General features: G+C 40.7%; 11 protein-coding genes. 6 read left to right on the forward strand and 5 right to left on the reverse strand.

Going from position 1 to position 15,305, the window contains the following annotated elements:
• The first annotated feature begins 104 nt into the window (after window positions 1-104).
• Window positions 105-1,229 carry a PEP-CTERM sorting domain-containing protein gene (locus tag HZA77_14305; GenBank protein ID MBI5376602.1) on the forward strand — a complete coding sequence of 375 codons (1,125 nt, stop codon included), beginning with the start codon at window positions 105-107 and terminating at the stop codon, window positions 1,227-1,229.
• Between the two features lie 10 nt (window positions 1,230-1,239).
• Here HZA77_14305 and HZA77_14310 read toward each other — a convergent pair whose 3' ends face one another.
• On the reverse strand, window positions 1,240-2,574 hold the full coding sequence (locus HZA77_14310) for an MFS transporter (protein ID MBI5376603.1): 1,335 nt from the start codon (window positions 2,572-2,574) through the stop codon (window positions 1,240-1,242).
• A 105-nt stretch (window positions 2,575-2,679) separates the two neighbouring features.
• Here HZA77_14310 and HZA77_14315 point away from each other — a divergent pair, with 105 nt between their 5' ends.
• The gene (locus HZA77_14315) at window positions 2,680-3,849 is read left to right on the forward strand and encodes a radical SAM protein (GenBank protein MBI5376604.1); all 1,170 of its coding nucleotides are present in this window, start codon (window positions 2,680-2,682) and stop codon (window positions 3,847-3,849) included.
• 19 nt (window positions 3,850-3,868) lie between these two features.
• Here HZA77_14315 and HZA77_14320 read toward each other — a convergent pair whose 3' ends face one another.
• Both HZA77_14320 and HZA77_14325 read right to left on the reverse strand, forming a co-directional pair.
• A complete protein-coding gene (locus HZA77_14320) occupies window positions 3,869-4,660 on the reverse strand; it encodes an amidohydrolase (GenBank protein ID MBI5376605.1) in 792 nt (263 codons plus the stop codon).
• 33 nt (window positions 4,661-4,693) lie between these two features.
• The gene (locus HZA77_14325; GenBank protein MBI5376606.1) at window positions 4,694-5,341 is read right to left on the reverse strand and encodes a nitroreductase; all 648 of its coding nucleotides are present in this window, start codon (window positions 5,339-5,341) and stop codon (window positions 4,694-4,696) included.
• Between the two features lie 81 nt (window positions 5,342-5,422).
• Between HZA77_14325 and mtgA the strand changes: the two genes are divergently transcribed.
• The gene (gene mtgA / locus HZA77_14330; protein ID MBI5376607.1) at window positions 5,423-6,085 is read left to right on the forward strand and encodes a monofunctional biosynthetic peptidoglycan transglycosylase; all 663 of its coding nucleotides are present in this window, start codon (window positions 5,423-5,425) and stop codon (window positions 6,083-6,085) included.
• Window positions 6,086-6,125: 40 nt separating this feature from the next.
• Here mtgA and HZA77_14335 read toward each other — a convergent pair whose 3' ends face one another.
• Window positions 6,126-7,400 (reverse strand): hypothetical protein, encoded by a 1,275-nt coding sequence (locus HZA77_14335; protein MBI5376608.1) that lies wholly within the window; start codon window positions 7,398-7,400, stop codon window positions 6,126-6,128.
• Between the two features lie 191 nt (window positions 7,401-7,591).
• On the opposite strand from HZA77_14335, the gene HZA77_14340 reads away from it, so the two are divergent.
• From HZA77_14340 to HZA77_14350, 3 genes are all read left to right on the forward strand, one after another.
• Window positions 7,592-8,758: a glycosyltransferase family 4 protein gene (locus HZA77_14340; GenBank protein MBI5376609.1), complete on the forward strand. Its 1,167-nt coding sequence runs from the start codon at window positions 7,592-7,594 to the stop codon at window positions 8,756-8,758.
• The gene (gene glgC, locus HZA77_14345; GenBank protein MBI5376610.1) at window positions 8,755-9,978 is read left to right on the forward strand and encodes a glucose-1-phosphate adenylyltransferase; all 1,224 of its coding nucleotides are present in this window, start codon (window positions 8,755-8,757) and stop codon (window positions 9,976-9,978) included. The genes HZA77_14340 and glgC overlap by 4 nt, the downstream gene beginning before the upstream one ends.
• Before the next feature lie 95 nt (window positions 9,979-10,073).
• Window positions 10,074-10,529, forward strand: coding sequence for an L-2-amino-thiazoline-4-carboxylic acid hydrolase (locus tag HZA77_14350; GenBank protein ID MBI5376611.1), 456 nt, complete (start codon window positions 10,074-10,076; stop codon window positions 10,527-10,529).
• Here HZA77_14350 and HZA77_14355 read toward each other — a convergent pair.
• A complete protein-coding gene (locus HZA77_14355) occupies window positions 10,526-15,277 on the reverse strand; it encodes a GAF domain-containing protein (GenBank protein ID MBI5376612.1) in 4,752 nt (1,583 codons plus the stop codon). The two genes, HZA77_14350 and HZA77_14355, sit on opposite strands and share 4 nt — an antisense overlap.
• Window positions 15,278-15,305: the final 28 nt, after the last annotated feature.

Here is a 15,305-nt window from a genome sequence, read left to right on the forward strand (position 1 = left end):
TATAGCGTAATATATTCTGATATATTACTAAATCCGTCATCATAAATATAATATTTTGTCCCGGTTGAATTTAAGCCACGAACCTATGATGCGGGGGGTATGCCATGAAGACCTTTAGACCAGTTGAAAAAAAATTATGTATAGCTTTGTTTTTCATTTTTTTCTTTTCATTCAATTTATTTCCCTTAGTTGTTTCAACCTGTAATGCAGATACAGTTTATGTGAAATTTGAAAATTTAACTGATGCACTTAAGAAATCCATTAAGGAGAAACTTCAGGCTCAGTTTGATAAAGAGTTTGGAGTCGGGGTAATCAAAGTGACTGATGATCCCAAGGAGAAAGCTGACAGAAGTGTTAACTTCAGAAATTTTAAGGGCAAAAATTGGGGAAACACCGGCGACGGGGAAAATGTAAATGTTAATGTAACAACTTTTAAGGATAATCCTGCATTCAATACGGATGAGAAACTGGTAAATGGATTGGTTGAATGTGCTGCACATGAAGTCGGTCATACTTATAGCGCTAATCATAATCGCAAGAAAGATGAAAATGTTGATAAGATGACTGATGGTGTGAATGTATCTGCTGAAAAGCGCGCAAAAGGGGAACGGAGCTACAATGAAGGTGATATAACAAAAATGAAGGAAAACTTCGGCAAAAAACATAAACCAGTAGCTAAAGGAAAAAAAGATGTCTCAGTGTATGATTTCATGGAGGGCACAGAGGAGACAAATCTTCCCGAAGAGGACAACAATGTAGATGCAGCTATAACTGTTGAAGGAACATTGGCGGAATATTTTAATCTTGGGTGGTATTCGGACAATGGGCTTGGGGGCTATGATTTTGTAATTAAATGGATGCCTGAGTTTCAGGATGAAGTTGTTACTATCTTTGACGGAGACACAATACACTTTGGTCTTCAGGGAATTGAAGGCACTGCATGGGAAGGGATGGATTTTGACATCGGGACATATGGCGATATCCAATACAGTGATCCCTTTTATAATCCCAAGTATGACACATATGTTTTTCGCTTCCTTTCCTTAAGCTGGGATATAGATATGGATGGAATAGTTGACGAGACAGTAACCCTTAATACAGCGTTTTATGACTCAGAATCTAAAAACGGTTTTCTGCCTACACCGGAACCTTCCTCGTTTCTTATGATGGGGACCGGTTTGGTGCTAGCGCTCTTATTTGGGAAAAGGCACATAACAAAGAAAAGTTAGAGAAAGAGCCTCATCTTGCGGGCATTGATTCCTGTTTAGGTGTAAAAGGGATCCCTTTCCTTACTTTCAAAACCCAGACTCCGCAGGCAGTATTGACTATGCCTTTCATCAGGAAAGGGCTCCAGTAGCCGAACTCATCAAGCATGATTCCTCCTGCCTGAAGGAAAACAAGAGTGCCGATTGATTGAAGGGCATTCATCCCTCCCATGATGCTTCCAAGAAGATGCTTTGGCGAAGCATCAGCGGTAAGCGCGCTTGCCCCAGTTGTTGCGGCGGAAAAACCTATTCCTATCAATGACAGATAAAAATACATTGGCAGCGAAAATGGATTTTCAGTAGCCGCGATAAGAAAATAACCAAGTGATGTTGAAGCAATGGAAAGGAGGATGACAGGAGTTCTTCCCCACTTGTCGAGTAATATGCCGATTGGAGGCCATGCAAAAAGCGTTACTACTGACATGATGAGAAGCATTATCCCTCCGCTTGCCGTAGCCTTCACGGGGCTCATTCCCATTTTATCTGCCGCATAAACCATCCATACAATGATGTATGTTGCGATTATTAGTATGTCTACCCTTAAGATTACGGTCACCACATAGCTTACTTTAAGAGGGATGCTCTTTGTGACTATCTTGTATAATTCTTTCATGCTTATCTTAGACGCCTTTTCTTTCGGCATGCGGTCAACGAGCCCGAAAACGGAAATAAGAATTCCAATTAAACATGCCGCACCTGCAATATAAAAAAGGCTCATAAGCCCTGCACTTTTTGCAACCTGTGTCAGTCCTCCGAAAACTATCATTGAACCTATGCTTATGGTGATCCCCTGATAAGCCATCGCCTTGCCCCTGTCAGGAGGGTAGGAATAATCGGCGCACATGGTGCCGATCTGCGGGAAGGTGAGTATTATGCCGATTCCGATGAGGAACCTTATGACATAAGTTGCAACAATCTGTCCTCCCAAGCCTTCAACTCCCATGAGAAGGCAGATATCCTTTGTGTAGCCGAACAATACATAGAAGATCCCGCTTATCAGAAATCCGGCGATTACAAGCCTGCGCCGTCCAACCTTGTCTGAAAGTATTCCTGCCGCGCCTGTAAAAAGAAGCCATGCGATCTGTCCCATGTTCTGAAGCCCGGAGTTGATGGAGCCGGACTGCTCTTTTGGAATATTTATTACGTCTTTTAAAAATGCAGGCTGTACCACAGCAGGAAGGGTTATAAGGCATGCGACTAGCAAGGATGCGAAGTATAAATTATAGTAGTGATAAGTCTTAAGCTCAGGGGGGATTACAATTCCGGCAAATGTTCTCGCTGGATTTTGTCCATCATTCAATTTTGCCATAAGTTCATGTTAGTACGGAGAGTCGTATTATATGTCAAGATGTTTTCTGATTTGTTTTAGACTCATTTTCTTGACATGGCTTCCTGAAATGAATATTTTCGAAATATGGATAAAGATTTAACTTACAGACAAGCGGTAGAGAAATATCCTGATGTGCCAAAGTTCACAATCCTGAAGATTGACCTTTACAGGAGAGGACTTGTCTATACCGATGCATTGAAAGAAAAATACGGGCAATATCCGGGCCCCACAGTGTTGAGAGACGGGACTTCTGTTCTCACTGCAGCGGGCGAGTGCATGAATGACCATTACACGGTCGACCTTTTCGAAGACAGACTTGGAATCTTTTACAATGGCGAGTTTATAGAAGAGGCGGATTTTTGCGCCAAGCCGTCATATGTTGGGAAAAAGACGAGCCAGGGAACTCCCATGGAAAGTGTCGGGATGTTCAGGCCGCAGGTTATAAATATATGGGCATACAGGTACTGCCACTTCTGGGAAGGAGGCAATGCCTGCAAATTCTGTTCCATCAACACCTTTCTCAAAAAAAGACTCTCCGAGAGGGAGATAGCCCTTGATCCGCAGGATATAAAGGAGATAGTCGCAGAAGCTATAAGCGAGCCGGGAAGATTCTCTACAATAAATATAACAGGTGGAGCTGACCCGGAGGGAGAGGAACCATTCGATTCAGAGCTCAACCGCTATATTAAAATCCTTCAGGCAGTTGGAGAAAATTTCTCTTCGAGAAGGTTTCCAAGCCAGCTTTTGGCTTGCGCCTATAACAAAAAGCAGGTGAAACGGCTTTATGATGAGACAGGTGTCCTTACATATTGCGCTGATATGGAAGTGTGGGACAGGGAGCGTTTCAAGTGGGTCTGTCCGGCAAAGGAAAAATATGTAGGATGGGATAACTGGGTGAGGAACCTTTTTGATGCTGTCGAGATATTCGGTCCGGGAAATGTGGCAACAAACATCGTGGCAGGATGCGAGATGGTAAAACCCTATGGTTTTGAGACTGTTGATGAGGCTTTAAAGTCGAATCTTGAAGGTTGCGAGTATCTTGCAAAGCACGGAGTATCAATGATGGGGCTTGTTTTCAGACCTGTTAAGAATTCCGTGTTCCACAAGGCAAATCAGCCCACGTTAGAGTATTATATCCGTCTTGCACGCGGAATGCATGATATCCGCGCAGCCTATGGACTTAGCGATAACTTCGATGATTACAAGCATTGCGGCAATCATCCTGACAGTGATTTAAGCAGGGTTGACTTCTGACTTTATCTCCTCCTGAAATCTAAATCTTGAAAATCTTCTTTGCGGTTTCACCCAGTATGTTTCCCTTGTCGCGCTCTGAGAGGAAATCAGCATTTTTAACGCTGTTCATCAAAGCTTCCTGATTGAATATCCCGTCCGAGCCGAACAATACGCGGTGCGCTCCAAGCGATGCAGTAAGCTTCTTAAGCGTTGGTGTTACAACTTCGAACCCCATTGACTGCTCGAGCTGATTAAGGGTTGATATCTCCACATAGACATTCTCTGCGAAAAGACCCACCATTATTGCTTCTTCAACCCATGGGTATCCGCCATGTGAGATTATTACGGTTAAATCAGGAAAATCCACGACAACATCATCAAGATAAACAGGGTTGTTATATTTTACTCTTGTTCCTTCTGCAGGCGCCTTTATTCCGGTGTGGCACATTAAAGGGAGCTCGAGCTCTTCAGCTTTCTCATATACCGGATAGAGCCTGCTGTCATTCGGGTAGAATCCTGCATGGGGATTTATCTTAATACCTTTGAGCCCCAGTTCGACTGCACGTTCAAGCCTCTCGACGTTTGCCTTTATCTCCCTGTCAGGATGGACGGCAGTAAAACCAATGAAACGGTCAGGGTGTGCTGAAACGAATTCTGAAACCTGTTCATCGGTGAGGTTGGCATTTTGTCTGTCACCCATCTTTCCATAGTCTTTCCCAAGTATGACTGTCTTGTCTATCTTAAGTTCATCCATGTTCTTCAGGTACTCTTCAACAGGAAGATGGAAGGGATGCCCTTTGGGTGTGATATGGTTATGAATGTCAACAATCATTATAATTTCCTCCGGTTATTTAAAACCAATCATTTAAAACCCAATCCAGGTAGTAAGTTTATCAGCAGGTGTGCGAGTCCTTGTGAATTTATTGATAGGTGAGTTCTCATCAGGGTAACCCAATGCGATGGGAGCGATTATCTCCCTGTTCTCAGGAAGCCCTAGATAAGCTCTTATGTCCTCAGCGCATATAGCTGCGATCCCGAGCCAGCACGCACCAAGGCCCTTGGCATGGGCGGCGAGCAGGAAATTCTCTACGGCAGGAACAGCGCTGACGGTGAAAAGATTGTCTTTTCTTTTAAATGTTACAAAAAACACACCAACAGGTGCATCAAAGAATCTCATGATCTTCTGAAAAAAATCTCCGCCTCCAAATCCGGATTTCTCCGCCGCTTCACCCATCACTTCGAATAGCTCCTCCTGTCGTTCCTGGCAGAAGTCGGGAACATCGCTGAAGGCGTCCACTTCCTTCATTCTGAAAATGAACTTTTCCTCGACAATATCCCTTATCCTGTCCAGCTCGGGACCAGCAACTACTATAAATTCCCATGGCTGATGGTTAGACCCGCTCGGCGCCCAGATGGCAGCATCGAGGCATTCTTTTATTACAGCCTTTGAAGGAGGTTCAGGTTTGAAAGCCCTTATGCTTCTTCTTGATTTTATGGTTTCGATAAAGTCCATTCTTCACTCCTTTTCTTTTTTGTGTCAGAATATAATCTAAACATATAATAAAAAAAACTTATTTTCAGGGGAAATAAAATAATAAAACTGATTAAAAAAATCTGGCGGTTTTTCTGGAAAATTATTTTCTGGCTTGTCATCATAAGCCTGATACCTGTAATCGCTTACAGGTGGATTCCTGTCCCTGTCACGCCTTTGATGCTTATAAGGTGCGCAGAGCAGGTAAAATCAGGCGGGCATCTTACCCTGAAAAAAGAATGGACTCCCATAAGCAGGATTTCAAAAAACCTTCAACATGCTGTCATCGTTTCAGAAGACCAGAATTTCCTAAAACACAATGGGTTTGACTTTGATGCAATAGAAAAGGCGGTAAAATACAATGAAAACCATGAAAGAAAGCGCGGTGCAAGCACTATAAGCCAGCAGACCGCAAAAAATGTTTTTCTCTGGCCAGGCAGAAGCTGGCCTCGCAAAGGACTTGAAGCATATTTTACTTTCCTCATTGAAATATGCTGGAGCAAGGAGCGGATACTTGAAGTTTATCTCAACGTGATAGAAACCGGGAACGGCATCTACGGCGCCGAGGCTGCATCGCAGCTCTATTTTAGCAAATCTGTGGAAGAGCTCACTAAAGCCGAGTCTGCGCTTATTGCAGCCTCCCTTCCAAATCCACGGAAATATTCTGTCTCAAATCCCGGACCATACATGCGCTCGCGTGCGGCATGGATAGCAGGACACATATGATGTTATTAGCTATTGTATAAATAAAATCTCAATTATCTTTCTAAAAGAACTCAGGCTTGAAGAACTCGGGGAGTCGTCCGCCATTTCTTAGGCATCTTATAATCTGGTTGTCAGTGACATCCCAAACCCTCTCAGGGTGAATGTCAACGTCGGTGGGAATGCTGTTCCATGTGTCGGGATAATTAAAAAAGCCTATAACCTGAACAAATATGGAAAAGCAAAAAAGAAACATGAATAAGAGTTTTAATTGTTTTGAACGCATTATCCTCTCAATTGCAAAAGAAATAAAAATGCAAAGGAACGGGATGATATCAATAAGGTATCTGTAACCGTAAGTGTGACCTCCCCACCAAGATGTGTAAAAGCTGAATAATAAAATGTAGAGAATTGATATTACTGATAGGTATTTGCAGAGCGGTGCCGCGCCGTTTTTGAAGATATAATAAATCCCGGCGAATGAAAAAATAAGGACCGGTGAAAATATCAGAAGCCCCCGGCTCGGGCTTATCAGAAGTCCTGCAAGTCCTGAGAGAAAATTAGATGTCCAGACTGAAGCAATCGGTTTCAACTCAAGCATCTTGCTTTCAAGCCTTGCATTACCGCCTGTGAGATTACCGAAGTAATAAAGATTATATGTAAAGAGCAATAGAGCGACAGGGATTGCGGAGAGAGAGAACTTTATAATCTCCTTCCTGTGATATACAAGGACATAAAGGAACAGTCCTCCTGCGATTAATGCTGTTGACATTCTAGTCGCAACAGCAAGCGAAAGAAAAGGAGAAGCAAGATAAATCCATTTGCTTTCCTTGTCTCCCTTTACAAGAAAATAAAGGGCAATGGAGAGACATAACTCAACCGGTCCATGCTGCCATAATCCCTGACTGGCGACAGACCAGTTTGAGGTTGCAAATGCATAAATAAGAGAAATCAGCAGTGCCATGTCTTCGCTGACAATAAGCTTTAAAGTCATGAACATAAAAAGAGCAGAGAATGAAACAATCGCAGAGCTTGCAAATTTGGAAAATAGGTTGACCCACCTTGGGTCACCGGTTAAATTGAAAATAACTGCCGGGATATATACTGGAACTGCCAGTATGGCAGGCATTACCGGGTAACTTGAAAGCCAGTGACCTTTGGAATTCTGGATATAAAAATATTCGCTGTTTGTTTTGGTATTGTATAGGTAAGGGAACTTGTCGAGATCGAGATTGAAGCCGGTAATTATGCTGATAGGAAGATATCGTGAAGGTAATGTGTCGCCTGAACTTATTTCGCGTAAGTTAATGTTGTATAATGTGAAAATAACAAGAAACATAACGGGAAGCTTCTTGAGTTGAGAAATTATTTTTATGGCAAGGTCGGTCATCTAATTTGCTTTCCCTTTTTTATATATTTTGAGCTATCATAGCAATAATTTTGAGTCAATATCATGTTTATTTTCTTATTTTTCTGGGCGTGTTGATTTTTGTATAATGAAAAAATGTTGTTTATGATTCGGACTAAAAAATGAAAATACTTTTAGTTATTCCTCATTATTCTTTTCATATTTTTGGAGCTGTAAAGCCGCTGCTTAAGGATTTGAGCAGGGGACTTGCCAGGAGAGGACATCAGGCAGATGTTCTTAGCCTTTATATAGACAAGTTCTGGGAGCCGCAATGGAAAAAAGAAGTATTCCATGATGATGGAGTAAAAGTAATAAGATGGCCTTCAATAAATCCCTTACCGCGTGCAAAAGGTGAAAAAAGCAATGTCCTCAATATAATCAATTGCGGGGCCATACCCTCGCCGGGATTCAGAAAACTTGAAAGGGAATATGACATCATCAATTTTTTCGACATGATCGATCTTTCTTTTCCTTTCTTTTCACTGTTTAACAATATACCCAAGATACATTATTGCATAACCCTTACAGAGCAGTTTAAGTTTTACAAAGAGCGCACTCTATGGAAACATATTCTGGCAATTACAAGCGATTATCATCTTGCAGCTACAAGGCAATCTCTTGGTCTTCTTCGTGAACTTGGGATTAAAGAGGAACGTTCTGACTATTTGTATCATGGAGTTGATACGGAAATATTCAAACCTGACTATGAAAGCAAAAAGGATGATACCGTCCTTTTCCTGTCGCGAATAGAACAAAGGAAAGGCCTGAAGACTCTTCTTGAGGCAATGCCTCTCGTAAAAAAAAGAGTGAAGCTTTTGATTGTCGGACAGGTTGCTGATGATGCTTATTTTAAGGAAGTTGTGAAACTTATAGATGCTGAGGTTTCGAGAGGATATCATGAGATAAGATATACCGGACCGGTGGAAGAAAGCCTGAAACCTGCACTCTATCAATCAGCAGCTTTATATGTGCTTCCTTCTATCCATGAGGATTTCGGGATTGTAAATGTTGAAGCCCTTGCATGTGGAACACCCGTTGTGGCATCAAGGGTCGGCGGGGTGCCCGAGGTTGTGGATGATGGAGTGGACGGGTTCATATTTGAGGCAGGCAATGCAGCAGAACTTGCGGCAGCCATAGACAGACTTATGTCGGACAGGGAACTGAGAAGGAAATTCGGAGATGAGGGGAGAAAGATAGTACTGGAAAAATTTTCATGGGAAAGGATAATAGAACGTCTTGAAGATATTTATTCCAGGATAATTAATTCCCATAATAGGAGAAGTCTATGAGTAAGAAAGTTCTTGGCATGATAATGGCAGGAGGGAAGGGAACGAGGCTTTACCCTTTGACCAGAGACAGAGCAAAGCCTGCTGTGCCATTCGGCGGCAAATACAGGATAATAGACTTTGTCCTCAGCAATTTCATTAATTCCGGAATTTACGCAGTCTATGTAATGACACAGTTTAAATCCCAGTCTCTGGCCGAGCACCTTCAGGACGGATGGAGATTGAGCGGTCTGCTCCGTGACCACTTCATAATCCCTGTTCCAGCTCAGATGCGCACAGGTGAGTCCTGGTATAAGGGAACATCTGATGCAATTTATCAGAATCTTCACCTCATAGAGAGATTCAAGCCTGATATTGTCGCCATATTCGGAGCTGACCACATCTACCGGATAGATATCAGGCAGATGATAGATTATCATGTGACCACCAATTCGGAAGTGACAGTTTCTGCTGTTCCGTATCCGGTCGAAAAGTGCGAGGGGATGGGAATAATAGAAATCGATAAGAAGTGGCAGATTATCGGTTTCGAAGAAAAACCCAAGGTCCCCAAACCGATTCCTTCAATGCCGGAGCTTGCACTTGTCTCCATGGGTAATTATCTGTTCAATACTGATGTGCTGATGAAAGTGCTTGAAGAGGATGCTGTGCGGGAAACTGCCCATGATTTCGGCAAAACCATATTGCCTGATATTTACAAGAAGCGGAAGGTTTTCGCATATAACTTTAAAACCAATGTTATTCCGGGAATACAATCCGGTGAAGAGGCCGGCTACTGGCGGGATATCGGGACTATCGAGGCCTACTGGGAAGCACACATGGATCTTAAGAACATAAGGCCGGTATTTAATCTTTATAATCCCAAATGGCCTTTAAGGACTGTAAGTTACAGCAATCCGCCTGCAAAATTTGTCCATGCGGAGGAAGGAAGGACAGGTACCGCCATTAATTCCCTTATATCAGAAGGGACCATTGTAAGCGGTGCAAAAGTATTGGGTTCCATAATAGGAAGGAATGCGCGCATCCACAGTTACAGCGAAATCAAGGATTCAATCATAATGGACAATGTAGACATCGGTGAGGGCGCTAAGATTACCCGTTCCATAATTGATAAAAATGTGATGATACCTCCCGGTGCTGTCATAGGAGAGGGTGCTGCGACTCTTGAAAATAGCTTTATATGCAGGGATTCAGGGATAGTAGTAGTTCCAAAGAAGGCTCGCTGAAAAAAATCAGGTCAATAGCGGATATGATTTGGTTAACATGAAACTGCCGCGTCGCTTTGCGTCTCGCAGTGACATATTTTTGAGGAGGAATTGTCATGACTTTTGAGGAAAAGCAAAAGGAAGTATTGCTGGAAAGATTTGCCCTTGCTTTGCCTGAACTTTATGAAAATCTGAAAAAGGTTTGTGGGGATGAGGAGGGAGCAGAAATATTCAGGAATGTTACAGAGGAAAAATTTAAAAAAAATTACGAGAAGATTAAAGCCATCAAGCTGGAGGATATGATGGCTGCTGAAACGGGAGCATCGAGGATATTTGGATGGGAACTGCATATTGAAGAGAGAGAAGAAAATGGTGAGAAGGTATGGTATGAATATCTCGGGAACTGTCCTCATCTCAAAGCTACAGTAAAACATGGAATGCCTGCTCCGTGCCGCCCTGTTTGTTATAATGATTTTGATCTGCTCGAGAAATACAATGTGCTAAGGGCTAAAGAGACTGCGCATGTTTTGAAAGGCGCCTCTGCATGCTGTTTCAGGATCAGCAGGATTTAATTTGAAAAGAAGGTACTTACGGCCTTTTGAATATCTGATTCTTTGAAAGGTTTTGTTATATATTTGTTTCCGGTCATTCTGAGAAACTTATTTGTTTTCCAATCAGTAGCTTGTTCTGTAACAAAGAGGAAGCGGTCGGCAAGATAGTTTTTTATCTTTGTGGCCTCCTTGTAAAAGGAGATGCTGTCCATATCAGGCAATTTGAGTCCGCTTATAACAATATCAAAATCAACTGATTTTATTTTTTCCAGTGCATCATTCGCATTCTTGGCTTTCATAATTATTCGCATGTTATTGTTAAGGGAGTCAGCTATTCCGTGTCCGAATGCAGTTTCACTAACTATGACAAGGATACGTGTCAATTTCTTGAGTTTATGAAAAGGTGTGATTGAAACTTTTTGGGTTAGTATAAGTTCAGAGCTTTCCATATCACTTGCCGGTATAAAAATGGATACTGTAGTCCCTTTTCCCACAGTGCTTTCTGCTGTAATCTCACCTCCATGTTCTTTTATTATCCCATAGGATATTGAAAGCCCAAGACCTGTTCCTTCACCTGTTGGGCTGGTTGTGAAAAAAGGATCAAATATCTGTATCAGATGATTTTTTTCTATACCTATCCCGGAATCCTCTATGTCTATTCTTATTTCTTTTTTCTTTTTATCAGAATTTGAATCATGGTGAAGCTCTAAAGATGAAGATATTTTTATGAATCCCTCTCCGCCTTTTTTTAATAGGCTCTGAACAGAATTGTTTATTACGTTTATTATGACCTGTATGATCTGATTTTTGTCACCATAGATTAATGGCAGGTTGTTCCCCAAATGTTTTCTGACTATTACTTTGCTTTCTTTAAGACCGTAGTTGATAAGTTCAAGTGTGTCCTCGACAGTTCTGTTTATGTCTAAGAGGCTTTTCTCCGCGGCTTTTTGTTTTGAAAAAGATAGAAGTCCTTCAACTATTTTTGCAGCCCTTTCAGCCTGAGTATGTATGGTCTTTATCTTATTTTTTATTTTATCATGCAGGAACTTTTCGCCAAGCAGTAGTTCTGAAAACCCAAGGATTCCGGAAAGCGGATTGTTTAATTCATGGGCTATTCCGGAAACCATTGTACCAAGGCTTGAAAGTTTTTCAGAATTTATAAGTTGTATCTCCAGTTTTTTCTGTGCAGTTATATCTTTGAAAACACCGAGTATCCCATAAATTTCCCCATTCTTGTCGAGGAGTGGCGCGGTATTGACCAGTAGAGAAGATTTTTTCTTATTGTCAACTAAAAGAGTGACTTCTTTGTTTACGATTGGGATTCCTTCACTAAGGGTTTTTGCTATGGGGCGGTCTTTTGGTTCAATCTCAATTCCGTTTGTGTCAAAGTAGCGGTTACGCAAAAAGAAACTTTCCGGGTCGAATTTAAAATCAGTCTCTTCAGGATTTGCAAAGATTTTCTTGACTTCATTGTTCCCTATTATTTTTTTTTCTTTTATATCTATAATCAACAAACCATCATGAAAGGTTGTAAAAATGTTATTTAGCTCTTCAGCCTGTTTTATTAATTTATCATCCTTTTCTCTCTGCTCGGTAATGTCCTTGAAAGTTGATATTATGTTTTGCACGTTTCCTTTTCTGTCCTTTATAAGGGATACGTTGATTATGCCGCAGATTCTTTTCCCTCCCTTGAACTCAAGATTGTATAAATTGTTTATGGTGGGTTCACCGTACTTGAAAGCTTTGACCAGAGGCAACGAGTCATAAGGTACTTCCTTGCCGCTTAGATCTGTCATCTTAATATTTTTCAGAAAATCATTCAAAAAATCATCAAACGAAGTATCATTTATGAATCCGTGGACTTTCTGAGCGAGTTTGTTCGATTTTATCACTTTTTTATCAGAATCGAACATAACTATGGAATCAGGAAAATCATTCAGCAGGGTATCAAGCTGTGACGTCTGCTTGTTAAGTTTTCTTTCGGCATTTCTTATATCAGTTATGTCAGTGGCAATATGTACACATCCCTCTGTTCCTGTTTCCGGCATGCTGATAGGAGAAACAGAAATCAGCAGAATTCTACCGCGTTCTTTATCTTCATATTCTATGATTGTAGGTTTTGCTCCCGCCATTAATTTGTGTGTAATGCATTTGCCGTCTTTTTTGTAATTAGTGCAGTTGAACAAATCATAACATTTAATTGGGACAGAAGAACGGTGAACCATTGGCTCTATGAATGTTTTTCTGAAAGTCTCATTGTATTTTGTTATGTTATAGTCGAGGTCGGTAATGAATATGTAGTCTGAAATCGAATTGAAGGTTGTTTCCCATTCCTTGTTGGCAATGAGAATATTTTTTAAAAGTACATTTCTTTCAATCATAGAAGAAATGTGAACAGCTACCTGTTCCAGAAAAGGAATATCATCATCTGTGAAACAATCGTTATTTTTCCTGCCAAGAGTTATACATCCGCTTATGGATTTTCTGGATTTCAAAGGAATATACATTATGGAATTTACACCATATCTGAGACATTGTTTATCTTCTGTAAATGTATTAAAACCGTCTTTAATATTCCTGATTAATGGCTTTGCTGTTCTTATGGTTTCCGATATGGCTGTTTGACCGATTCCGGCTTTCAGTGCCTGTTCAACCGGGAATCTGATGTGTTGCTGACGAAGAAAATAAATTGAGATGGGATTCTTTTCCTTGTCATAGACCCATATTCTCCCTATGCTGTCAAAGGGAATAACCTTTTCAATCTCACGCCCAATATCAAAAAAAACTTTATTAGAAGGGACACTGCTGTTTGAAATTTTTGCTATAATATTCAGCGTTTTTAGCTGGAAAGCCTGTTTTGATGCGACTTTGTAAAGCCTCTTTGACTCGCTCTCCGTATTTTTATGATGGGTGATGTCTTTTATAAGAAATACTGCCGTCTCGGGCTTTTCGACTTTGTATATGCAACAGGGATTTATGGATATTTCATAAAATCTGCTCTTATCCTTTGCCTGAACTGTGAAGTTCACTGTTTTGCTTTCATCAAATGTGACGGTTTTATAGCTTTCATCAACGATTATTCCAAGTTTTGCAAAAAAAGTCTGTATGTCCTGCACATTTGTAAGTTTCCCAGTTTTCCTGATTAATCCCTGTGCAGATTTGTTAAGGTGAATGATCTTCCCATCACTGTTGGTTAAAAGAATATAGTCTGAAATGGAGTCGAAAGTTTTTTCCCAGTTTAGTTTTTCCTGTATGGCATCTTTCGTCAGGATGTTATTTTGCAGTGCCATTGTGAAATTCCCTGCTATCATCCCTGTGCCTGAGAGATCTGTCTGGTCAAATGCTTTTTTCTTACGGCTTGCCAGGGCAAGGAATCCTATTACTTTATCAGGCATTGAAAGAGGAGCGATAACACTTGACTGCAATCCGCTCATTACCGCAATCTTTTCTTCCATGAAACTTGCTTTTTCTGCCTGGTCTACTGTAAGAAATCTTCTTCTGTTTTTAAGGTGGTAAACAAGGCTTTCCTTGTTGTCAGGATTAACATCATACTCTATTCCCTTCCGGAGTTTTCCACTAACGTAGATTTGAATACGCACTTTCCGGAAATCATCGCTGAAAAAACCAATCATCGCCGCATCAAAGGGAACGCATTCACTCATTTCTTTAAAAAGATATTTTATGGCATGTGTGGTATTCTTTGAACACAGTGTTTCCCTTGTGATGAAGTTTGTGGCCCCGGAGTATCTGTTTTTTCTGGAAATAATATTATTGTATCTGAATCTTTCGATCGCATTCCCAAGCTGGCGAGACAGCATTTCAGCGTATTCCCCGTCAGCCTTTGTATAATAATCACTTTCCTTTTTCATCAGGGACAGTGCTCCGAGCACCTTTCCCTTTGAAAGGCACCCGACAATAAGTTCAGAAACCATTCCGCTATCCACTGCAGTCTGTCTGGCAGGCAGTTTTGGGTCAGTTCGAATGTCAGCCGAGATATGAAATTTTTTCGTCTTGAGGATATATTTTATTTTAGGCGAACTTATTGGTGCATTAATATTCTTTGATTCCCAATACCTTTCCGTGCTGTAATGATAGAGATCTGTAACGATGTCTTCTTCTTCATCAAACACTGTAATGACCATGGAATCAAATCTGACTATCTGCTTCATGACGGGGGCTATTCTTTTTATTATTTGAGTCATTGAACGCTCTGAAGTGATATACTTGATTATATTATTGATTGCTTTGAGATTTGTTGAATATCTGTTTTTTGTCTCTTTGTTCAGCGCTGATTCAAGCATCATCCCTGTATGTGTGAGAAAAAGTCTTATCTCTTTTAATTCATTTTCTTCATAAGGAGCATGTTTTCTGAACAATATGATTGCTCCTATTTTTTTATTGTTCAGGTTTATTATTAAATTGTTTGCTAAGTATGGGTATTGTTCTTTAAATTGCAGTTCCCGGGGGATATGCCTTAGAGATTTGATTTTTTTATTCGGATTGGTGAAGTAATCGTTAAGGCTCTCAATATATTTCGCTTGGAGGTTTGATTCCCATTTTCCATTATTATATATACCTGCCAGTTCAACGCAATTCTCTTTTAGGATGGTAGCAACTCCGGCGTCTGAACCGGTTAAAGCTATTGAGTAGAGCAGCGTGTTTTGAAGAATGCTTTCTTTGCTTTTTGAAGAATTTAACTTTTTCAGATAATGATTTATTTTATCTTGCTGTGTATGGACTATTTTTTTTGTGTGAGGTTTTTTTCTCACTCTTTTTTCCCCTTATCCTAAAGCTAAA

It is taken from the genome of Candidatus Schekmanbacteria bacterium, from assembly GCA_016219965.1.
In the GTDB taxonomy this organism is placed as follows: Bacteria; Schekmanbacteria; GWA2-38-11; order GWA2-38-11; family J061; genus JACRJM01.